General features: G+C 51.2%; 33 protein-coding genes. 4 read left to right on the forward strand and 29 right to left on the reverse strand.

The window, feature by feature from the left end:
- Position 1: 1 nt before the first annotated feature.
- Together ACOTZD_RS16590 and ACOTZD_RS16595 are read right to left on the reverse strand one after the other, a co-directional pair.
- Positions 2-1,573, reverse strand: a complete 1,572-nt coding sequence (locus ACOTZD_RS16590) for a terminase (protein WP_048218138.1) — start codon at positions 1,571-1,573, stop codon at positions 2-4.
- Entirely contained in the window at positions 1,570-2,142 is a 573-nt protein-coding gene (locus tag ACOTZD_RS16595) for a terminase small subunit (RefSeq protein ID WP_048218140.1), read from the reverse strand. Before ACOTZD_RS16595 ends, ACOTZD_RS16590 begins: the two co-directional genes overlap by 4 nt.
- Before the next feature lie 32 nt (positions 2,143-2,174).
- Here ACOTZD_RS16595 and ACOTZD_RS16600 point away from each other — a divergent pair, with 32 nt between their 5' ends.
- Positions 2,175-2,393 carry a hypothetical protein gene (locus ACOTZD_RS16600; RefSeq protein WP_126501490.1) on the forward strand — a complete coding sequence of 73 codons (219 nt, stop codon included), beginning with the start codon at positions 2,175-2,177 and terminating at the stop codon, positions 2,391-2,393.
- A 90-nt stretch (positions 2,394-2,483) separates the two neighbouring features.
- Positions 2,484-3,077 carry a hypothetical protein gene (locus tag ACOTZD_RS16605; protein WP_058691318.1) on the forward strand — a complete coding sequence of 198 codons (594 nt, stop codon included), beginning with the start codon at positions 2,484-2,486 and terminating at the stop codon, positions 3,075-3,077.
- A gap of 175 nt (positions 3,078-3,252) precedes the next feature.
- On the opposite strand, the gene ACOTZD_RS16610 is transcribed toward ACOTZD_RS16605, so the two are convergent.
- The 27 genes from ACOTZD_RS16610 to ACOTZD_RS16740 form a co-directional block, all read right to left on the reverse strand.
- Complete coding sequence (locus ACOTZD_RS16610; RefSeq protein WP_137041944.1) at positions 3,253-3,504, reverse strand: hypothetical protein; 252 nt, start codon at positions 3,502-3,504, stop codon at positions 3,253-3,255.
- Positions 3,505-3,681: 177 nt separating this feature from the next.
- Positions 3,682-3,831 carry a hypothetical protein gene (locus ACOTZD_RS16615; RefSeq protein WP_039268941.1) on the reverse strand — a complete coding sequence of 50 codons (150 nt, stop codon included), beginning with the start codon at positions 3,829-3,831 and terminating at the stop codon, positions 3,682-3,684.
- A gap of 4 nt (positions 3,832-3,835) precedes the next feature.
- On the reverse strand, positions 3,836-4,108 hold the full coding sequence (locus tag ACOTZD_RS16620) for a hypothetical protein (RefSeq protein WP_137041943.1): 273 nt from the start codon (positions 4,106-4,108) through the stop codon (positions 3,836-3,838).
- Complete coding sequence (locus ACOTZD_RS16625; protein ID WP_137041942.1) at positions 4,105-4,647, reverse strand: glycoside hydrolase family 108 protein; 543 nt, start codon at positions 4,645-4,647, stop codon at positions 4,105-4,107. The genes ACOTZD_RS16620 and ACOTZD_RS16625 overlap by 4 nt, the downstream gene beginning before the upstream one ends.
- A 2-nt stretch (positions 4,648-4,649) precedes the next feature.
- The gene (locus tag ACOTZD_RS16630; protein ID WP_137041941.1) at positions 4,650-4,925 is read right to left on the reverse strand and encodes a phage holin family protein; all 276 of its coding nucleotides are present in this window, start codon (positions 4,923-4,925) and stop codon (positions 4,650-4,652) included.
- Positions 4,922-5,323 (reverse strand): putative holin, encoded by a 402-nt coding sequence (locus tag ACOTZD_RS16635; RefSeq protein WP_001514183.1) that lies wholly within the window; start codon positions 5,321-5,323, stop codon positions 4,922-4,924. The genes ACOTZD_RS16630 and ACOTZD_RS16635 overlap by 4 nt, the downstream gene beginning before the upstream one ends.
- A gap of 430 nt (positions 5,324-5,753) precedes the next feature.
- Positions 5,754-5,996: a hypothetical protein gene (locus ACOTZD_RS16640; RefSeq protein WP_040117303.1), complete on the reverse strand. Its 243-nt coding sequence runs from the start codon at positions 5,994-5,996 to the stop codon at positions 5,754-5,756.
- Positions 5,997-6,185: 189 nt separating this feature from the next.
- Positions 6,186-6,875: a bacteriophage antitermination protein Q gene (locus ACOTZD_RS16645; protein WP_421636341.1), complete on the reverse strand. Its 690-nt coding sequence runs from the start codon at positions 6,873-6,875 to the stop codon at positions 6,186-6,188.
- A complete protein-coding gene (locus ACOTZD_RS16650) occupies positions 6,872-6,988 on the reverse strand; it encodes a hypothetical protein (RefSeq protein WP_094881377.1) in 117 nt (38 codons plus the stop codon). Before ACOTZD_RS16650 ends, ACOTZD_RS16645 begins: the two co-directional genes overlap by 4 nt.
- Positions 6,985-7,209, reverse strand: a complete 225-nt coding sequence (locus ACOTZD_RS16655) for a hypothetical protein (protein ID WP_045357552.1) — start codon at positions 7,207-7,209, stop codon at positions 6,985-6,987. Before ACOTZD_RS16655 ends, ACOTZD_RS16650 begins: the two co-directional genes overlap by 4 nt.
- Entirely contained in the window at positions 7,206-7,847 is a 642-nt protein-coding gene (locus ACOTZD_RS16660) for a recombination protein NinG (RefSeq protein WP_126293242.1), read from the reverse strand. Before ACOTZD_RS16660 ends, ACOTZD_RS16655 begins: the two co-directional genes overlap by 4 nt.
- On the reverse strand, positions 7,840-8,010 hold the full coding sequence (locus ACOTZD_RS16665) for a NinE family protein (protein WP_033486599.1): 171 nt from the start codon (positions 8,008-8,010) through the stop codon (positions 7,840-7,842). The genes ACOTZD_RS16660 and ACOTZD_RS16665 overlap by 8 nt, the downstream gene beginning before the upstream one ends.
- Positions 8,010-8,465: a YbcN family protein gene (locus tag ACOTZD_RS16670; protein ID WP_023277185.1), complete on the reverse strand. Its 456-nt coding sequence runs from the start codon at positions 8,463-8,465 to the stop codon at positions 8,010-8,012. Before ACOTZD_RS16670 ends, ACOTZD_RS16665 begins: the two co-directional genes overlap by 1 nt.
- Positions 8,466-8,644: 179 nt before the next feature.
- A complete protein-coding gene (locus ACOTZD_RS16675) occupies positions 8,645-9,124 on the reverse strand; it encodes a hypothetical protein (RefSeq protein ID WP_058671426.1) in 480 nt (159 codons plus the stop codon).
- A gap of 1 nt (position 9,125) precedes the next feature.
- Positions 9,126-9,374 (reverse strand): DNA polymerase III subunit theta, encoded by a 249-nt coding sequence (locus tag ACOTZD_RS16680; protein ID WP_063407868.1) that lies wholly within the window; start codon positions 9,372-9,374, stop codon positions 9,126-9,128.
- 41 nt (positions 9,375-9,415) lie between these two features.
- Positions 9,416-9,916 (reverse strand): hypothetical protein, encoded by a 501-nt coding sequence (locus ACOTZD_RS16685; RefSeq protein WP_421636342.1) that lies wholly within the window; start codon positions 9,914-9,916, stop codon positions 9,416-9,418.
- Between the two features lie 45 nt (positions 9,917-9,961).
- The gene (locus tag ACOTZD_RS16690) at positions 9,962-10,261 is read right to left on the reverse strand and encodes a hypothetical protein (protein ID WP_049110418.1); all 300 of its coding nucleotides are present in this window, start codon (positions 10,259-10,261) and stop codon (positions 9,962-9,964) included.
- Positions 10,262-10,412: 151 nt separating this feature from the next.
- Complete coding sequence (locus tag ACOTZD_RS16695) at positions 10,413-10,628, reverse strand: hypothetical protein (protein WP_063407870.1); 216 nt, start codon at positions 10,626-10,628, stop codon at positions 10,413-10,415.
- Positions 10,621-11,403: a hypothetical protein gene (locus tag ACOTZD_RS16700; protein ID WP_275378131.1), complete on the reverse strand. Its 783-nt coding sequence runs from the start codon at positions 11,401-11,403 to the stop codon at positions 10,621-10,623. The genes ACOTZD_RS16695 and ACOTZD_RS16700 overlap by 8 nt, the downstream gene beginning before the upstream one ends.
- Positions 11,400-11,609, reverse strand: coding sequence for a hypothetical protein (locus ACOTZD_RS16705; RefSeq protein ID WP_063932246.1), 210 nt, complete (start codon positions 11,607-11,609; stop codon positions 11,400-11,402). The genes ACOTZD_RS16700 and ACOTZD_RS16705 overlap by 4 nt, the downstream gene beginning before the upstream one ends.
- A 1-nt stretch (position 11,610) precedes the next feature.
- Positions 11,611-12,147 carry an ead/Ea22-like family protein gene (locus tag ACOTZD_RS16710; protein WP_341483838.1) on the reverse strand — a complete coding sequence of 179 codons (537 nt, stop codon included), beginning with the start codon at positions 12,145-12,147 and terminating at the stop codon, positions 11,611-11,613.
- Entirely contained in the window at positions 12,144-12,344 is a 201-nt protein-coding gene (locus ACOTZD_RS16715) for a hypothetical protein (protein ID WP_057059828.1), read from the reverse strand. The genes ACOTZD_RS16710 and ACOTZD_RS16715 overlap by 4 nt, the downstream gene beginning before the upstream one ends.
- Positions 12,341-12,685 (reverse strand): transcriptional regulator, encoded by a 345-nt coding sequence (locus ACOTZD_RS16720; RefSeq protein WP_421636343.1) that lies wholly within the window; start codon positions 12,683-12,685, stop codon positions 12,341-12,343. Before ACOTZD_RS16720 ends, ACOTZD_RS16715 begins: the two co-directional genes overlap by 4 nt.
- Position 12,686: 1 nt before the next feature.
- Positions 12,687-13,376 (reverse strand): replication protein P, encoded by a 690-nt coding sequence (locus ACOTZD_RS16725; RefSeq protein WP_421636344.1) that lies wholly within the window; start codon positions 13,374-13,376, stop codon positions 12,687-12,689.
- Entirely contained in the window at positions 13,373-14,338 is a 966-nt protein-coding gene (locus tag ACOTZD_RS16730) for a replication protein (protein ID WP_421636345.1), read from the reverse strand. Before ACOTZD_RS16730 ends, ACOTZD_RS16725 begins: the two co-directional genes overlap by 4 nt.
- Positions 14,339-14,523: 185 nt before the next feature.
- A complete protein-coding gene (locus ACOTZD_RS16735; protein WP_421636346.1) occupies positions 14,524-15,066 on the reverse strand; it encodes a toxin YdaT family protein in 543 nt (180 codons plus the stop codon).
- A gap of 30 nt (positions 15,067-15,096) precedes the next feature.
- Positions 15,097-15,330 (reverse strand): transcriptional regulator, encoded by a 234-nt coding sequence (locus ACOTZD_RS16740; RefSeq protein WP_013095954.1) that lies wholly within the window; start codon positions 15,328-15,330, stop codon positions 15,097-15,099.
- Between the two features lie 38 nt (positions 15,331-15,368).
- Here ACOTZD_RS16740 and ACOTZD_RS16745 point away from each other — a divergent pair, with 38 nt between their 5' ends.
- Both ACOTZD_RS16745 and ACOTZD_RS16750 read left to right on the forward strand, forming a co-directional pair.
- Complete coding sequence (locus tag ACOTZD_RS16745) at positions 15,369-16,139, forward strand: XRE family transcriptional regulator (protein WP_013095953.1); 771 nt, start codon at positions 15,369-15,371, stop codon at positions 16,137-16,139.
- Between the two features lie 10 nt (positions 16,140-16,149).
- Complete coding sequence (locus ACOTZD_RS16750) at positions 16,150-16,446, forward strand: hypothetical protein (protein WP_032638902.1); 297 nt, start codon at positions 16,150-16,152, stop codon at positions 16,444-16,446.
- Positions 16,447-16,718 lie beyond the last annotated feature (272 nt).

Below are 16,718 nucleotides of genomic sequence, written 5' to 3' on the forward strand. Positions count from 1 at the left end.
GTTAGAGCCTCAGATTGGTGACTTTGCCGACTCTCTTCGGCGGTGAATGCAGAACGGCATATCGGGTAGCATCCCAGTCGTGATCTTCCTGTTGGGTATCTACATCGTCGGGGTTTTTACTGTCGCGCACGAGTACCGGCACACGGCTGATCCAGCCACGGCAGTAGTCGAATACGTAAAATGCAGGTTTCTCCGGGATGCCGGATTCCAGTTTCTTACCTTCATTGACAGCTTCGAGCATATCGGCAAACAGAGCGGCGCCGTTAACGCGCGATCCCGGCTTTTTGTTTGCTTCAAGCCATTTAACGCCCTGGGACTCCATCTTCTGCGCAATGGAGAGTTCATCATCGCCTGTATTGTATATGGCGCTGTCAGCCGGGCCCGGTGTAACCTTCTTGCAGATGCCAGGCATGATGTTCAGTTGCCCCTGCGTCACCCCGTTAAGCTTGATTTCGTCAGGCTCAGCAAGTTCATCGCCCACCAGCCGTTTATCTACCCAGGCAACGCCCTTAGCGACGTTTGTTGATGACATATTCAGGCCTTTGTTCAGCTCGTCCGGTGGGCAGCCGTACCACTCGCCAATAAGAATCAGCGTCCCAGCAGGCGGGCAGAACTGGCGGCCATCAGGCAGTTCTGCGGCGGTTCCGTCGGATCGTGCCCACCAGAGGTTGGAAAACGGTTTCGATTCGCCCCAGTCATGCGAGCGGTCGACCGTCCAGCTATCCGGTATGCGGAATGGCTTGATGACATGATGCGAGGCATTCCACAGATGGTCGAAACGTCCGCCGCTGGTAACATCCCACGAGCCCTCAACCCACGCCTTACGGCGATTCGGGTCTTTGATGGCCATCAGCGTTGCGATGTACTGCGGATCGAGGTACGGGTTCTCTTTGAACGAGCCGTGAATCGCAACGCGGGTAAGCGTGACGTCCTCTTCCCGCTCGGTCTGCGGGTTGAATACCTTCTGTGTTTCGCGAATGATAGTGCCGCGCGGCGCCGGCTCAATGAATCGTTTTTTTACCCAGGTGTGGCCGATGCCGAACGGGTTTGTGGTGCTGAAAGTCTCCAGCGGGATCGGCTTAAGTAATGAACCATCTTCCAGCGGGTAATTCTCTGGCCGGAACGATGAGCGCCGGCAGGAAAACATCATCTCGTAAAACTCAGATGACTGCTGCTTGGTCAGTTCGTTGAAACCGATGAACGGGAATTCCTGCCCGTGATAATCCCAGTAATCGCCCTCCTCCTTGCCGAAGCGAAACAGGAGTTCTTCTCCAGTCGGCCATACCCAGCGCAGCTCGGATGCTGACGCCAGATAGCGCGCACCGTCATTAAATAGGCGATACATACGCTTCGACTGGGTGATGATGTCGGTGAGGTTTTTATACTCGGTATCGAAAATGACACCGCGCCAGAACGAGCCGTAGCCCAAACCAACCAAGCGACGAAAGCGCGCCAGCTGAGCAGCGGTCTTGCCCGGCCCACGCGTGCCCTCGTAGAGGATCTCGTTACACGGGCAGCTCAGGGAGAGCGATTGCGATCCCGGCAGAGGTTTCCAGACGGCTTTGTAATTCATCCACCCAGAACCTCGCTCTGTTGCTTCTGCGCTGCTGCTTCCCAGTCGTCTACGTTATCGCAGGACGGTACCGGCATAATGCTGTGGGTTGCAGTGACCTTCTGCTCCACCTGCTCTTTGAATGCCTGTACACGTACATGCTTGCCAAGCAGTTCGAGATTTTTAACTTTGTCAGGCCACTTAATCTTCTTGAGGATGGTTTCCGTCGTCTCCTCGTCGAAGTTCTGAATGGTGGTGCTGACATCCAATCCGGTAAGCGTTGTTCGCCATGACTTAGGCCACATGCTGATCGCCTTTAGGCTTCCGTCGTCGTTAAGGATGTCCAGAACGTCCATCTGGTCGATCTCAACCAAGCGCCGGAGCACATAATCAGCATCAATTCCTACGTCCTCGTTGCGCTTGATTTTAAGTTCGGCGATTCTGTTTTGGATGACAGGTTTTGACAGGTTCTCGGATGCGGTACGGTTAGCTGTTTTTGCGCTGTACCCCGCCCGAATAGCCGCTTGCGTGGCGTTTAAATCGATGAGGTACTCGCGACAAAACATCTCTTGCTTGTCGGTGAGTGCCATTTTAATACCTTTGTGAGGTGCTGATGGGGAACGTGAAAATTTACGCTGGCTTGGTTAACGGCGACCTTATGCCAATCATTGAGGATAGAACCTCTGAAGAAATCGTTACTGCCTTCACAGGCGATGACACTGGCGCACCATCAACATCTGTGACGATTGAGGTGATTACCGAAAGTGGATCAAAAGTCAAAATTTACATACCAAATAGTTCAGCTCAGGCAAGTGTATCAGTGGACGGAAAACGAGTTTAAACTACAACAGTTAACCGATGCTGAAGTACGCTCCAGTCCGGTTTCGTCATGCATAATCCTTATAACGCTTTGAATTGATAAAGGACTAATATGATTCAAAATTTATTGTTGGAAGCAATAAACCATGAACGAATGCATCAAAAATTGTACGAGCTTAATACTTACTTCTACAACCGTAAGCACGAAACTCAGATTCGTGATGAATTAGTAGTTATCATAAATCAGATAAGTTCGGTTATTGCTATAAGTGAGCATCCAAAACTTAGAACTGGCGCTGTAGATTTATCGATCTATGAACGGCCATTATCTTGCGAAGACGAATGCAGTATTGCAACAATAGAGTTAAAGCATCACTATCCAAAAGATTTACTATATGAACAGGTGCAAAAAGACATTATCACAGACCTCTCAAGGTCCGTTGTTTCACAAACATCTCATTTTGTTCATGTAATTCAACAAAGAACCGTTTCTTCCCATCCCAAAATTGGGAAAGTTAAGTTCCTCGAACGCGATGCCGATAACATATCACCCTATGTGAAAACCCTAGAAGAATTGGCATGTTTCCCACAAGATTGTCAGAAAAAATCAGTTTGCATTGAGGTGCATGGAACAGTGATGTCCACATATACGTTCAACATTTACACCTTACGACTGAACACATCACCGTTTACCAATTTAGGCTGACGTCGTGACATCTTGCCCGTGAAGGTTTCGCCTGTTTGGGTGGTCAGGGTGATTTGGTAGATGCTGGACATGATTTAGCCCTTCAGGTTGAAGCCATTAAAAAAGCCACTAGGATGGAGTGGCCTTTGTGATGGCAATCAAAGCCCTGCCAACTAAGGGGATGAGGGCTACGCCGTCAATAATGATTCATGAAATGAGCTTTGCATTCTTCATCACATGCAGCTGGGTTAAGCGGACCCAACCGTAAATAGCCGTTGATTACTATCCACGTCGGGCAGTTGCCGTACTTTTCAGTAGAGACCTCCTGTTGGGCATGAATTACAGCGTAGAAATCTGCCGCAGGGAAATCTTGAAAAATATCGTACTTATATTTTTCCCCATCTGAACTCTCGAAAATAAGCGTAGAAATAAGCTTAGCGTACTTCATGATGCCTCCTTTTTTGTGAAGGATCAGATTATTACTTAAGCCATTATTTTAAAAGCATTATCGAAGCCCCTCAGTGAAGAGCTTCTGTAACGACCTACTTATTTTCGGTCTGCTTATCCCATTCCTCGCGGAACTTGGATGGGTTGTCGAAACCTTCACTGCACTGGTTAGTTTTCATCACTTTGCCCCCGATTCTTTTGTTTTCTGGCAGTTCACCTGCCACGCTTTGTTATGCGCCAGGATGTCTTTCTTCGTCTGGCGGTCCAGAACATCCCAGTCGTGATCCGTTCCGTATATGGGTTTAACCCAGTCGCAAGCCGTGTCCACTACTTCAACCTTTACGGGTCCAGTTGTCCCGCAGCTCGCGATCAACATCGTCGCCAGACATATGGTTAACAGTTTGCTGTACATTGCTGGCCTCTTTCGTTGCTTCTACCCGGCGTTTGGCTACTGCTTCAGCGGATGCGGCCTTTTCTTCTGTGCGCTGCCGGTCTGATTTTTCTTCAGCCTGTTCACGCCCGCGAAAACGGCCCAGACCAAAGGCACCAAGCACCATCAGGATCGCAACCCCGATTGCCGCCAGTACAGATTTGAGTGTCGTCATAGGCTCACCCGCTCGCGCATCCAGCCATAAACAAATGATTCGTTAGCCGGCCGCTGCTCTGCCAGCTCAAGATAACGCTGGCCCTGGCTACAGTTCAGTGCGCGAAGCAATATGATTTCCCCTTCGCCGCCTCGTTTCTCCAGGAAGGACTTTAGCGCGCTGATGCTACGTGGGCCGATTTGCCCGTCGGCGATCAGATTCGGATAGAACTGCTGCTGGTTATTGAAAACGTTCAGCCAGCGCTGAAACCATTTAACCTGCACCGATGGCCCCATGTTCACACCGGTATCGCAAAGTTCGGCGGCAATAGAAGGGGATACTTCTGCCACCTGGTCAAAGCGCGGGCCATACCAGTAATCAGACTCAAGGATCGCCAGAGCCTGCTCACGAGTAAGATTTCGCATATCACCGGTATAACCATGCGCGCGGGCAGTTGCCTGAGTAATTCCCAAGTTCGTTGGCCCACCCTTATCATTCGGGTGATCAACATAACCGCCCTCTTTGCCGAGGATGGTGTTAAAGATATCGTCTTTGGTCATGGCTATTCCGTAATGATGACCTTCGCCAGGTTCCCGCGTGCCAGCCACACCGCCATGCAGATGACGGAGTTAAGCAGCAGATCGCCTAGATTAACCTGAACGTAGTGGCCGAGAAGAATGTTGAAGGCGTTGAATCCGGCGGCAAGGATGACCAGGTAGGCCAGCACCGCGACACTCAGGCGATGACGCTTTCCCTCTTTCCGGAAAAACATCAGCCTGACCATGATTAACAGGCAAACTATGGCGTTTGCATCCATCAGAAGAAGCTGCCATGTCATTTATCTTCCTCCCCCAGCCCCGGCATCTTCCCGCTTTTGGATTTACGGAGAATACGCAGCAGGACTGCCACGGAAATGGAAGCAGTGACAATTGCACCGACAGCTGGCGATACCTCAATGCTGGCCGGTGGCTTCATCAGGCTTAACGGCGTGTTGATGATTCCGGCCATGATTTTCGCCATGGGCACGGAGAAGAACACGCCACTGATAAACGATATCAGCGCAAAGATAGCCTGCTTCCAGAGTTGATGGGGATCTGAGGTCAGAACGTATAGCGCAGTTCCGGCGAGTGATCCGAGCATCACTGCTGGAGTCGCCTCCGGAAACAGCGTGGCAAAGGTTACACCGACTGATGACGATGTAAGACCAACGCCTACGATAGTGAAGGTCTCAGACATATTTATTCCGTGTGTAGTTGGTTCAGGCCCTCGGGACGATTTAACAAGTAGGCGTGTCGATGATGGTTCCCGGAGCCTGAAAATAAAAAAGCCAGCGACAGGCTGGCAATGTGAGGGTAAGGCAATGTTGGCTCTCTGGCCGTAAATACCCTGGCTGGGTTAAGTGTGTGGCGATCGGACTCGAACCGATACTCAGGTTCAGCATTAGCATCATGCCTGCCCTGCTGGCTATGCCAGTTGATGCATTACTCTACCCATTCAACCCGCAAGCGGGAATTAAGTTACACCACAACGGACAGAGCACTGAGCATTTCGTTGGCGCTCCATGCTGCTGCGTGGGTTGGGTTATGAGCCCTTCACGCCAATGCTCTTTCCTGTTGTGCAGATACAAAAAAGGCCGCCTGAGCGACCTGTTTGTTGGTTTTCACCTTCACCGCATCATGAGCCCACGTATAAAGCCTTTGAAGCCTTCAGCGTGTCGCCTGTAATGCGATGTGCACTCATCGATAACATCATGAGCTGACACAAAGCGAAGCGACTTACAACCGACCTCTTTGTGCAACTTGTTTTTGACGTTGAATATTCGAACACTAAAAGCATCATCCACCTTTCTGATTTCGTAACGATAGGTGATGTTGTTAGTGCCGCCAACATAAAGCTGGAAGTTCTTCATGATGAGGCCTCTCTGTTTTCACTGGAGGCCATATTTTACATAAGTAAAAAAAGATTATTAACTTTTAAAGACCACTTGGTTTACATAAAGCACAAAAAACAAAGCCCCGCACGGTGGCGAGGCTCTTAATTCTTTGTCGACCTACGAAGCAATGGCGACGATATCAGATTTACATGAAATATATGCGTTTCAATCCAGTTTTGCAAGACTTCTGTCGAAATTTGTCGCCTTTTGTTGTGAACGTGATCGCGTAACCTGCAACAAAGCACCGCTATCCAGGCGTTGGAAGATACGCCTCATCTCCACCCAGCGCTCCGTAAACGTCTCGGACCAGTTCTTTGGCGTTACACCGACCAGTTCCGCCATCTTCTGATATTCGTAAGTCTCACGGCCCGCCAACTCCCTTTTGACGTCCTGCGCCGCCAGCCAGATAAGTTTCTTCAGGCGCTCCAGTGTCTTGCCCGCAACCTTCTTCGCGCCAAGTTGCTCCCTGAACTCCGCCCACGCCCATTGAGTTATCGCCACCTGGTACTCGAAGCGGATATTCTCGCTGTAGTTCCAGAGCAGCCATGCTTTCTGGTGGTCTTCAAGCGACAGGACAGCGCGGCGCCAGGATGCGGTCACAAACTCAACCGGCCCCACCAGTGCGATGGATGAGCCCTTTGCGCGGGACTGGCTACCGCTCATCGGTGGGCCGTCCGGGTTGACCATGCGCTGCTTATCTTTGTCGAATACCTTTTTCCGTCCCCTGCTGCGCGCAGTCGCGGTGAATTGCGCGTTCTCGGCGAAAGCTACCAGTTGCCCTTTCGTTGCCCCGCTCAGATCTGCGGTCGCCACAATGAGCTGCTGACGTACGTATTCCAGTTGCTGACTGTTCATGCGGCTTCCTTATGTGGCTGGTTGGTTTTGGTCTGGCTGTGCTTTGCTACTGGTGGCAGGTTGGCGCGCTTAACGCTTTCTGCCTGGTACCGGAGGAAGTCGGCGTGGTTCATGCTGCCTCCGCCATTAGCTGTTCGTACGTCAGGTAAAGGCCCCAGCAACTGAAAAGGACGTGCGCTTTCACTACAGCTTTTTCCTCATTGTTCCAGCGACAAAACCAATTGATTGCGCCGGATACCTCGCGCTCTATCTGGTGAGCGCCATCAAGATGGATCGGATACACCACGTCATCAAAGACAGCAGCGGTAGTCATTGGGTACTGTATTTTGCTCATGCTGCGTGCTCCTGTTGACGTGCGCGGCGCTTCTCCAGCGACCGGGCTTTGCGGGTGAATATGGATTTGATGCGCTTCAGATATGGGATATCGAACCGGCGCGGCTCGTTGTTAGACTCAAGACGCTCAACTCGCTCCAGGCCAATGCGGTCGATAAGACGGATGCGATACTCGACGGCATTACCGCTCAATTGACGATTGCACCGGGTGCAGGCTGAGTGGACGTTAAACACGTTGAATTTGAGGTGTGATGCAGCTCCGCGCGAACGGTAATGACTGGCATCAATGGCGCTACCAGTGAGGTAATTGCATTTGCCGAGGAGCGGATTGCCGCAGCTGACGCATTCTTTCCCCTCGTCCCGGATCCGGATGTAGCGGTTGAAGGCCGATTGAGCCTCCTTATCCCACTGGGATTTAGACTTTAGTGACTCGCGCTTTTCTTGTCGGCGTTTTCGCCCTGCCTTCTCTGCCTCTTTCTGTTCACTGATACGCTTAGCGGCCTCTTTCACCTTCTGCTTTGCCCTCAAATCCAGCGCGTAGATGGCGCCATGCTCAGGACAGCACCACCAGACGTTGTCGAAGGTAGCGGTGAATTTCTCTTTGCAGACCTTGCAGGTTCGACGGGTTGGTTTACGCATGATTCCTCCGTGCAGCGAGACGCAGCCATTTCTGATCCACCAGGCGGGCGGTGTAGCCCTTCAATGTTGGGATATCAGACGGCTTAATCGCGGGCTTACGCTTACGGCGCGCCGGAACGCGGAAGATTTCGTTGGTGATGACGCGGGATAGTGGAGTAGACATCACGCCTCCTGCTTATCGCGCAGCTGCTGGTATTCGCAACCGTTCGGAATTGTCAGGGCCAGACCGAACTGGGCGCACCACATTTCAACCTTCACCAGGAAGATATGCATTTCGCCTGTATCGAGGTCGGCGGTGTGGCGTGGCTCCCAGGTCGTGGTTTTCTCACCGGTGATGAAGTCGGTGTAGGTCACCTCTTCACAGCCGAGATAGGTTTTCTTGAGGTTGCGCTTAACCCACTCCGGAGTCGCGTCGGTACGTCCGGAGCTAACCAGGTACTCGCTGATTTCCGTGTACCACATGTGGCTGAGAGCGTTCTGCGACAGGCTGCGCTTCTCGCGCCATGGCTTAACCTGAAGGCGGAAGCATTGCCCGGCATCCAGCAATGGCTGAATCTGCTGGCCGATGGCCGCGAAGTTACCGCGATGGAGTTTGATGCCGTCTACTGGCAGTGTCATACGGCCTCCTTAACGGAAACCGCAGAATGCAGAAAATCGCAGGTGCATTTCTGCATCTGTGACAAGGTGAGGAGTTCAGATTGTGGTCGCATTTAAGTCCCCTTAAATGCGCAGAAGTCACCGGAGTTGTTCAAGCTCCGATGACATGATTATGGCGGGTTGATTTCAGAAAATCAAAGTTAACTTATGCCAAAATTCACATCTGTAAAACCCAGAAAATGAGCGTTAGGGTTCCACAACTGAATGACCTCAAGGCTCTCGGGGATTGAGCCTTTATTTTTAAAAGCTCCGTCTGGAGGGGAGCCGTGTTTGAACGTGGCTACGATGTGCTGGTTGAGTAAATCTAAAAAATATGTTCCAGCCTCTTCCCTGCTAATGCCATCGCTCTCTTTGATCCGTGCGACCATGTTTCTCGCGGTATCGATAGCGAACATAATGTTTGCAAACTCAGAGAAAGACCAGTCTGAGCTTGTTTTCCCACTGCATGATGAATTTGCCCTTTCTGCTTGATAACTAAGCAGGTCTTGGATATTTCTTCGCCTTGACTCGATTAGCGAAGCCTTTTGATAGACTAGCCCTCTCCATGTTATGAAAAGGCTCGCGGAAGCTGCGATAGCTGATGCCACACCGGCTACGGCGCTCCATACCTCGGAAGTCATGCTACTTTACCTCTTCATTCTTGATGTAACGGGGGTCGTTTGCCTTAGGAAGGCTGATACTCAACTCTCGATAATGGCGTAAACGCTCAAGGAAGTAATCTCGCAAATGCTCGGGTTGCTCACGCATCACCACTTCAGCGATAACCGGCATGTTCAGACGCTCTTTGTACGCGACGCCGGACGCAGCAAGGTCAACGTTTACTTTGTCCTGCTCTTCTTTCGGTTTGGCTGCAATGTTATGCTTTGACATAGACTATCTCTCTGAAGTAGAAGCATTTATGTTTCAATCGCTTAATCTGCCAGATCAGCATCAGTTGCTATCATTAAGTTGAAAAAATTAATGGCATCATTCCATTGTTCATAAATCTTAACTCCAGCGCTCCAATCTCCATTCCCCTTAAATAAAGCTCCGGGGGCATCGTTATAATTCAGCTCTTCGAATAGTTCCATATTAATCTGATTTATAAAGTATTCTTTTAATTCTTCACTTTCCTTGTCATCACTGTACTCACTATAATCTTGTATTATTTTCATCGCCTGTCGCAGACTTCTGACAATGTTTGCTCCATCATGGAATGTCCAATCGGAACCTTGCTTCCCTTTGGCATATCCGTTAGCCCTCTCCGCGCAATTCTTTAACGACTCATAAGCATTCATCCTGCTTTGCAGTTGAAGAGATTTCGTTGCTGTCTGTCTACTTAAGAATGCTGCATATGCTGCTGCCAATCCACCAAGAGCCGTAATCGCTGCAATAGCCATGTTCCAGTCGGCACTAGTAAATTCCCAATTCATAGTTACTCCAAAAAAAATCCCCTCTGGTGTTGAGGGGATTATAATTTATTTTTGTTCTGAAGGGGCGCCTTTGATAAGCAAACTCTCTGGTATTGGTTGAGGTTTTAACCTGTCAATTAGAGCATTAATCTGTACTGAATCTGTTGATACCCCGATAGCAATTGCATATGTTTTCCCGTCATACTTATGCTGAACGACGTCAAAAACTAGGGCTGGTCTAACGGTGGCTGGCTCATTGGCAGACTCAACAGCTAACTCAGTAACCCGTAATTTATCTCTTGGATAATCATACCGTTTTATTTGACCGGTTAGGCCTTTACCTATAAGCAAAAAATCAATTTCCATAAACCCTCCGCATAATAGTCCATTGTCCACCTGTGCTTATCACATTAGCATTTAGCCTGAATAAAAACATGAGATGTAAAATGCTTTATCTGCCAACAATCCAGATGTGATCACTCCAGCGCGGCTTTGCGTTCTGCGGGGGATTTAGGCATCAGTCGTCATCCTCGTCGTCGTAATCGCAGGATGCGAGCAGAGGATTCATTCTCTGCCCTACCTCACCAGCGTAACCGCGGCGGCCGAGATTGAGCAGTACGCCGTAGATTTCGAACATTTCGGTTCGCTCGTCACCAATCTCAAGCTCACATGCTAGCGCGTGGCATTCAGTAGCGAGCACCGATATCTTCTGAAGCAATTCGACCTTATTCACCTTTCACCTCCTGCGGGGAGGCTGGGTATGCACTTCCTTCCTGACCTGGCTCATTGCTGCCGGTGCAGGAGTTTTTATGGTCATTTGCTCTGGGACATCTCTTATTCCCGCAATCAGGGCACACCACAAAGCGCATATCGTTCAAGACCACAGGGCGGCATGTGCGGCACCAACAATCCGGAATTACCGGAGAGTTGCCGCTGGGCGACTCGGCAAATTTTGGCGAAGAATCCAGAGCTGGAGCGGTCTGCATGGTGGTGGGCGTCTCGGCGTTTTCGACACCCTGAAGCATGGCGGCGCGTATTGTGCGAGCAATGTGTTCACGAAGCTGCTGGCTCCCGTGATACTTGACTGCTATATCACGCAGCTCGTTCACCAGCTCACGGATCTGATGGTCTTTCATTGCTACCGGCGCTGGCGGGGCGGTGTCCTGAGTAGATCGCAACTCCTCAAGCTCCTCCCCGATCTGCTTAATGTACTCAATGACATGGTTAGATAGACCGTGGCAATTGTCCTGAAATAATCGTTCAGAAACTTGGTTGTGGTCTTTTAGAGTTGGGTTTCTGTTGCTTTTAATGAAGGCAACAATGTCATCAAGCGCATTTTTACTTCCGACATGGCTTATCACCGGCTCCGCTTCGAGCGATGCCAGCGCTAGCTTCATCGCAGCGAGCGCCATAGCCGCATCTTCGTTTACTGCGCCTGGCATAGCATCGCGCTCTTCTTCAAGCTCCGCGATAGTCTTCAGGAGCCATTCTTTGGTAAGTGTGCTCATGGTTTAGCCCTCGAAATATAATGGCGTGGTGCGAAAGCGCGGGTTCGGTCCTTGCTGATGCGCCATCCATGGGAACGAGCCTCCTTCGCGCATTCTGACCACGTGTTACCGACGTACTCGCCAAACTCTGGACCGTGCCACGATTCTTCTGTACAGGTCTTGCAGTCGCAGTAAAGATGCATGGTGTAGTTGGCTGCTATGGGCATATCACTCTCCTTTACCGGCTGCGGCTGCCATCATTTGCAGATATTCGTCTGCATCCTGAACCCATTGACCACCAACGCCGTAATAGCGGTGTGTAACAATATCGATGGTTGCCATAGGGTCATGCTCAAGCAGTTGGCGCAGAAAGCCTTCGAGTTCGCCAGCGCAGTGTTTCACGACAGGAAGCTTCCCCGGGTGCCGAACGACGAGAAACTGGTTTCCTTCTTCGCGAATTTCATTGCGCTCCAGCTCAGTAATCCGCTTCTCTGCGGCTTCCAGCTCATCCTTCAGACGCTTTGTTTCGCGCTGAACGTGCTCACTGATAAACCTCAATCCAAGTGCGGACGCGCAACCCTTCGGTGTCAAAAGTCCAAGCTGAGTACAGATAGTTGTTGCTGTGAAGCCGCAACGCCAACCCGCAGCGGCATCAATAACCGTTTCGGCCAGAATGTTTTTAAAGTCATCTCTGCCAAAATTTGTACCAGCAAAGGCCTTGCTGATTGCTTCGTCTTTCAGCGCCTGTTTGTCGATGTTGCTCATTGGGCGGCCTCGCTGGTTAACTTTTCGAGAATGGCATCAAGAGCCTTACGTTTTCCGATATACCCGCCACCAACCCACTCTCCACGAAGCAAGGCGTAATATTTCCCGTCGTCTTCGTGATATGGGCCACGGATAGACCAGTCGGTTGTGATGGCGTCGACCGCCTTTTTAGCTTCTGCGAAATCCATCATGCTCATAACCCTACTCTCCCCCAAACCATTAATACTCGCTTCATAGCCGCGCTGTTGCGGCACTCCTTGCAGATCACGTTTGTCTCTGTGCGCTGCACCAACTTCGAATTCCCCTTCGGCATGGCAGGTATGGTTTCCGGTGCGTATTTCATTCCGTAGCTGGTCAGCCGATACAGCCGCTGGCCGTGCTTGCCTTCGAACTCGATCAGGCCGTCTGCAAACAACGTGCTTAACGGGCCGGAAATCTTTTTGGTGGTCATGCCGATCATGGTGGCAATGCGAGCACTGTTCAGGCCCGGGTTATTACGCAGAGCTGCAAGAATCTGCCCACGGATTGTTATGGTCATCTCACACCATCCCGTTCGACTTGTTGCGCTTGTACTTGGCCTGAAGCAGTTGGATCGGCGTCGGCCCGTGCTCGGCAGCCGGGGCTGCAATCGCCCGGCGTACCGGCGGCACTGGTTTACCCTCGGTGACGCGCTTCTCCCACATGTCCAGCAGATCGCCCGCTTCGCGCGCCAGCTCACCATGTGTTAACTGGCGCTCTGTGCTGCGGTGGCGCAGTTCAACGCAGATGTGGTACATGACCGGCTGCGACCAGGGGAAATGCTCACTGGAGGTGAATTCAAACGAACGGTTACGCCAGTCCCAGTATTCGGCGATCACCTGGTCAACGTTGACGCCCAGCACGCCGCCGCTCTGTTTGCACCAGGCGACGAACTGGCCCGGCGACGGCAGGAAGGGACGCTCCTGGCGGCGGGCAATGCGCATACCAGCATCGACCTGTGCCATTGAGTGGATACCGTTCTCCTGAAAAGCCAGCAGCCACTGACGGCGGAATTCGTCCAAGTCACGCTGTTCGCGGAAGTTCGCCATGCTGGCCGGGAACGCGGCGCGCAGCTCGTTGAACAGCTTGTTGAATACCTGCGCTACCTGCTCGACCGGCACGCGCTCCTGGTACTGCTCTGGCAGGTTATGGGCCATGCGGCTCATCTGCTCGCGGTCGTGGTTACGCATCTGCTCTGCAAGAGATTTCATCGCATCACCTCATAGGCCCAGTCAGTGTTGTTGAAGTCCAGATCCGGCTTAGCGGCGCGCTGCTCGCCACCAGCATTGCGCTGCATTGTCAGCTTGTCCCACTGCTTACGCAGGCTTTCCGGGCTGAGGATGTTGGTCTGCCAGAAGTGGTGTTTGCTGGCCCAGTCATACAGCGCGCAGATGTCCTGGTGCGACCGGTTGTCTATCTGGCGCATCAGGCGAACGGTGTTAGACCAGGAGGTCATGTCCGGGGCTTTGCAGGTTGGGTTAATCAGCTTCACCCTGGAGGAAATCCACTTAGCGATCTCGAGGTCTTCAGCCGATCCCCACTTCGCACCGGATGGGGTGTAAACCGCAGCTTCTGGATGAGCTGATAAAAATTTCTTCAGACGTGCGTCAGAGGATTCGTCAGAATTCTCGGACGAAGATCTTTTAATGTTTTTATTGTTGTTATTACATTGTTGTTCATGATTCTCGGTGAAACGCTCGGGTAAATGCGCTCCGTTATGCGCGGCATAACCTTCCGAAGCCGCGCCATTACTGGATTCGCCATGCTCGGCATTAAGCGCGGAGATATGCGCGTTGATACGCTCGGGTAAATCGTCCATTTTTTGAGCATATTCAGCGTAATTTGTGATGGTTATCACAGAGCCCTTTCGCTTCTCTCCGGAGCGAGAAATCATCCCTTCACGCTCGAAAACATCAAGCATCCTGTCTACGGCGTGGCGACTGCATGGCTTCCCTTCCCTGTCGCATAAATTCAGCCCGAGATCGGCTGAGGTGGTGACCAGTTGTCCGGTTTGCAGCGGCCATTTGCGCCCCTTGAAGTTTGCTGTATATGGCTGGCGAGCAGCACACAGCAGCAGGTTTTCCCACAGCGTGCGCAGGAAGACGTCCTTCGACCAGGTTTGCTTAAGAACACTCCGGTACAACGGGATGAATCCGGTTTTCTGGTTCTCCATCCGGTTGCTCCTGGCGGCGGAATGCGCCGCGAAATTTGCGTAAGCGACGTTCGACACAGTTAAACCTCCTGCGCCTGGCGTTTTGGATTAGCGTTTGTCATAATGACCTCGCAATTGACTAGCGTTTGTTGCACCAGAAAGTCGGTTCTGTTCGCGCAGACCGGCTTTCGCCATTTCTGTAGTTCTCACATAACCCCCAGCATCGACGTAACCATCGTCATCAATGGCCCTACCTGCTCCGGCATGAGGCGGAACAGCGACGCTATACCCTCGCTTACTTCTTTCAGCTTCTGATGCTCTGGAGCGTCCAGCAGCACGGCCTGTTTAGCCTCTGCGAGTTCTTTCTCGGCCTCAGCCAGGCGAGACATTTTGCAATCGGCGCCGATCAGGCGAGTGCGATACTCAACCGGCAGGACCGCCATGATTGCGGGCGTCAGCTGGCGCACGTTCTCGCGGTACTGTTCGGAGTCGAAACGGTTATCGAGGAAGCGAAACAGCTTCTGGCGCGCCCGGCTGATATCGTCCGGAAAGCTGATGGCGGTCCCGCCCTGCTCCAGGTATTCGTTGATGATCAGCGCCGAAACGACGTCCTGATTGTCCAGCGCCGACGACCATGCCCGGACCGCATCGCGGATCTTTTCGTGGTCTGGCGCCGCTTTAGCTTGAGCGCGGTTTATCATCGCTCCCGGGTGTATTCCGGTATTGTGTTGATACGCAAGTGAATGCATTGCTTTCCCTTTCGTGGTTAGGGCCGCCGGTTAGGCGGCTGTGTTGTCGGCCGGTGACGGGAACAGCGTCGGCAAATCAGGGCGAATCTGGTATGCCTGAATCTCGCCACCAGTTGCTTTAACGATGCTGTTCACATGCTCCGGAGAAACCTTCGCTTTGTTGTGTAGCCACTTGTAAACCGCCTGCTGCGACACTGCGCACGCTTCACCAAGGGCTTTTTGAGAGCCAACGATAGTGATAGCGGTTTTAATGGTTGGGTTCATAACAACCTCCGTAGTGAATATGAATGAAGAATAAAACTATGGTTGTATTTAGTCAACAACCATTTTCGTTTGATGGAATAAAACCATGGTTGTACATTGCGCGTATGAAAACGACACTCGCTGAAAGATTGAAAGAAGCCAGGACATTACGAGGCCTTACGCAAAAGGCTCTCGGGGATCTGGTTGGGGTGAGCCAGGCGGCTATCCAGAAGATAGAAACAGGAAAAGCCAATCAGACAACGAAGCTGGTTGAGCTGGCTAATGCGTTAAAGGTAAAGCCTGAATGGTTGAGTTCCGGGGAAGGCGCTATGCTTCTCACTGGGCAGGATGAAGCCATCCCACCGTCTGATCAGTGGGGTACCGTTGAGCCTTGGGATAATTCAACCCCATTACCTGATGACGAGGTAGAAGTGCCATTTCTAAAGGATATTGAGCTGGCCTGCGGCGATGGGACGTTCCCTCGCGAAGATTACAATGGCTATAAACTCCGCTTCTCAAAAGCGACTCTACGCCGAGTTAATGCCCACAGAGAAAGTGTTATCTGCTTCCCCGCACATGGGAATAGCATGGAGCCAGTTATTCCGGAAGGAACGACTGTCGCTATCAATATTAACGACAAAAAGATCGTGGACGGAAAGGTCTACGCCATCAGCCAGGATGGATGGAATCGCTTAAAAATACTTTATCGTGTGGGCCCGAACAGGCTGAGCATTCGCAGCTTTAATCATGTCGAGCACCCAGACGAAGAAGCGGACCTTGATAGCGTCCAGATAATCGGAAGAATGTTTTGGACATCAACAATATGGTAGGGAAGCAACTATGAAAAAATTCTTATGGGCAATATTATTTCTGACACCTCTGGCGGCCAATGCTGAAGAGTCGGCTCTCGATCAGCTAAAGCAATCACCAGCCGCAATCTGTAAAGACCACGCACAGCCAGATCAGTGCAAAGTAGCAGTCCAGGCTACGATGCTGGCTGTTTACAACATCACTTCGCTTGATGCTGGATGCGAGAGTAGTTCTGACGAAGTTAAAGCAAAAATGAACAATGAGCTGAAAGCGCAGTGCGCGGCAGCCAAAGAGATCTCCGATTACCTGAAAAGCCAAAACCGATAAATACTCCCCACCCATGAAACCTCGCTCCGGCGGGGTTTTTTATTGTCCAAACCCCACCACCAAAAATTTCTTAAAAATAAATTCCTTTCAAATACAACCAAATAAAACCAAAACAACCATTAATACAACTATTGTTGTTGACGATAAAACAACTATGGTTTTTAATGAGTCCATCGAAACGAAACATCGACAGCTGAGCGAAGTTAGCCAGCGGCGGACAGCAAGTCGCCTGCTCATTAAGAATTCAGTCAAGCAGCAAATCACCCGGAGCG

Origin of the sequence: Enterobacter cloacae complex sp. SHL022, assembly GCF_049237785.1 — a bacterium.
Taxonomy (GTDB): Bacteria; Pseudomonadota; Gammaproteobacteria; order Enterobacterales; family Enterobacteriaceae; genus Enterobacter; species Enterobacter hormaechei_C.

What these genes read in the sequence shown, in the direction of transcription:
- ACOTZD_RS16590 (WP_048218138.1), bottom strand. Translation starts at nt 1,573, where the DNA reads ATGAATTACAAAGCCGTCTGGAAACCTCTGCCGGGATCGCAATCGCTC.
- ACOTZD_RS16595 (WP_048218140.1), bottom strand. Translation starts at nt 2,142, where the DNA reads ATGGCACTCACCGACAAGCAAGAGATGTTTTGTCGCGAGTACCTCATC.
- ACOTZD_RS16605 (WP_058691318.1), top strand. Translation starts at nt 2,484, where the DNA reads ATGATTCAAAATTTATTGTTGGAAGCAATAAACCATGAACGAATGCAT.
- ACOTZD_RS16610 (WP_137041944.1), bottom strand. Translation starts at nt 3,504, where the DNA reads ATGAAGTACGCTAAGCTTATTTCTACGCTTATTTTCGAGAGTTCAGAT.
- ACOTZD_RS16620 (WP_137041943.1), bottom strand. Translation starts at nt 4,108, where the DNA reads ATGACGACACTCAAATCTGTACTGGCGGCAATCGGGGTTGCGATCCTG.
- ACOTZD_RS16625 (WP_137041942.1), bottom strand. Translation starts at nt 4,647, where the DNA reads ATGACCAAAGACGATATCTTTAACACCATCCTCGGCAAAGAGGGCGGT.
- ACOTZD_RS16630 (WP_137041941.1), bottom strand. Translation starts at nt 4,925, where the DNA reads ATGACATGGCAGCTTCTTCTGATGGATGCAAACGCCATAGTTTGCCTG.
- ACOTZD_RS16635 (WP_001514183.1), bottom strand. Translation starts at nt 5,323, where the DNA reads ATGTCTGAGACCTTCACTATCGTAGGCGTTGGTCTTACATCGTCATCA.
- ACOTZD_RS16640 (WP_040117303.1), bottom strand. Translation starts at nt 5,996, where the DNA reads ATGAAGAACTTCCAGCTTTATGTTGGCGGCACTAACAACATCACCTAT.
- ACOTZD_RS16645 (WP_421636341.1), bottom strand. Translation starts at nt 6,875, where the DNA reads ATGAACAGTCAGCAACTGGAATACGTACGTCAGCAGCTCATTGTGGCG.
- ACOTZD_RS16650 (WP_094881377.1), bottom strand. Translation starts at nt 6,988, where the DNA reads ATGAACCACGCCGACTTCCTCCGGTACCAGGCAGAAAGCGTTAAGCGC.
- ACOTZD_RS16655 (WP_045357552.1), bottom strand. Translation starts at nt 7,209, where the DNA reads ATGAGCAAAATACAGTACCCAATGACTACCGCTGCTGTCTTTGATGAC.
- ACOTZD_RS16660 (WP_126293242.1), bottom strand. Translation starts at nt 7,847, where the DNA reads ATGCGTAAACCAACCCGTCGAACCTGCAAGGTCTGCAAAGAGAAATTC.
- ACOTZD_RS16665 (WP_033486599.1), bottom strand. Translation starts at nt 8,010, where the DNA reads ATGTCTACTCCACTATCCCGCGTCATCACCAACGAAATCTTCCGCGTT.
- ACOTZD_RS16670 (WP_023277185.1), bottom strand. Translation starts at nt 8,465, where the DNA reads ATGACACTGCCAGTAGACGGCATCAAACTCCATCGCGGTAACTTCGCG.
- ACOTZD_RS16675 (WP_058671426.1), bottom strand. Translation starts at nt 9,124, where the DNA reads ATGACTTCCGAGGTATGGAGCGCCGTAGCCGGTGTGGCATCAGCTATC.
- ACOTZD_RS16680 (WP_063407868.1), bottom strand. Translation starts at nt 9,374, where the DNA reads ATGTCAAAGCATAACATTGCAGCCAAACCGAAAGAAGAGCAGGACAAA.
- ACOTZD_RS16685 (WP_421636342.1), bottom strand. Translation starts at nt 9,916, where the DNA reads ATGAATTGGGAATTTACTAGTGCCGACTGGAACATGGCTATTGCAGCG.
- ACOTZD_RS16690 (WP_049110418.1), bottom strand. Translation starts at nt 10,261, where the DNA reads ATGGAAATTGATTTTTTGCTTATAGGTAAAGGCCTAACCGGTCAAATA.
- ACOTZD_RS16700 (WP_275378131.1), bottom strand. Translation starts at nt 11,403, where the DNA reads ATGAGCACACTTACCAAAGAATGGCTCCTGAAGACTATCGCGGAGCTT.
- ACOTZD_RS16705 (WP_063932246.1), bottom strand. Translation starts at nt 11,609, where the DNA reads ATGCCCATAGCAGCCAACTACACCATGCATCTTTACTGCGACTGCAAG.
- ACOTZD_RS16710 (WP_341483838.1), bottom strand. Translation starts at nt 12,147, where the DNA reads ATGAGCAACATCGACAAACAGGCGCTGAAAGACGAAGCAATCAGCAAG.
- ACOTZD_RS16715 (WP_057059828.1), bottom strand. Translation starts at nt 12,344, where the DNA reads ATGAGCATGATGGATTTCGCAGAAGCTAAAAAGGCGGTCGACGCCATC.
- ACOTZD_RS16720 (WP_421636343.1), bottom strand. Translation starts at nt 12,685, where the DNA reads ATGACCATAACAATCCGTGGGCAGATTCTTGCAGCTCTGCGTAATAAC.
- ACOTZD_RS16725 (WP_421636344.1), bottom strand. Translation starts at nt 13,376, where the DNA reads ATGAAATCTCTTGCAGAGCAGATGCGTAACCACGACCGCGAGCAGATG.
- ACOTZD_RS16730 (WP_421636345.1), bottom strand. Translation starts at nt 14,338, where the DNA reads ATGGAGAACCAGAAAACCGGATTCATCCCGTTGTACCGGAGTGTTCTT.
- ACOTZD_RS16735 (WP_421636346.1), bottom strand. Translation starts at nt 15,066, where the DNA reads ATGCATTCACTTGCGTATCAACACAATACCGGAATACACCCGGGAGCG.
- ACOTZD_RS16740 (WP_013095954.1), bottom strand. Translation starts at nt 15,330, where the DNA reads ATGAACCCAACCATTAAAACCGCTATCACTATCGTTGGCTCTCAAAAA.
- ACOTZD_RS16745 (WP_013095953.1), top strand. Translation starts at nt 15,369, where the DNA reads ATGGTTGTATTTAGTCAACAACCATTTTCGTTTGATGGAATAAAACCA.
- ACOTZD_RS16750 (WP_032638902.1), top strand. Translation starts at nt 16,150, where the DNA reads ATGAAAAAATTCTTATGGGCAATATTATTTCTGACACCTCTGGCGGCC.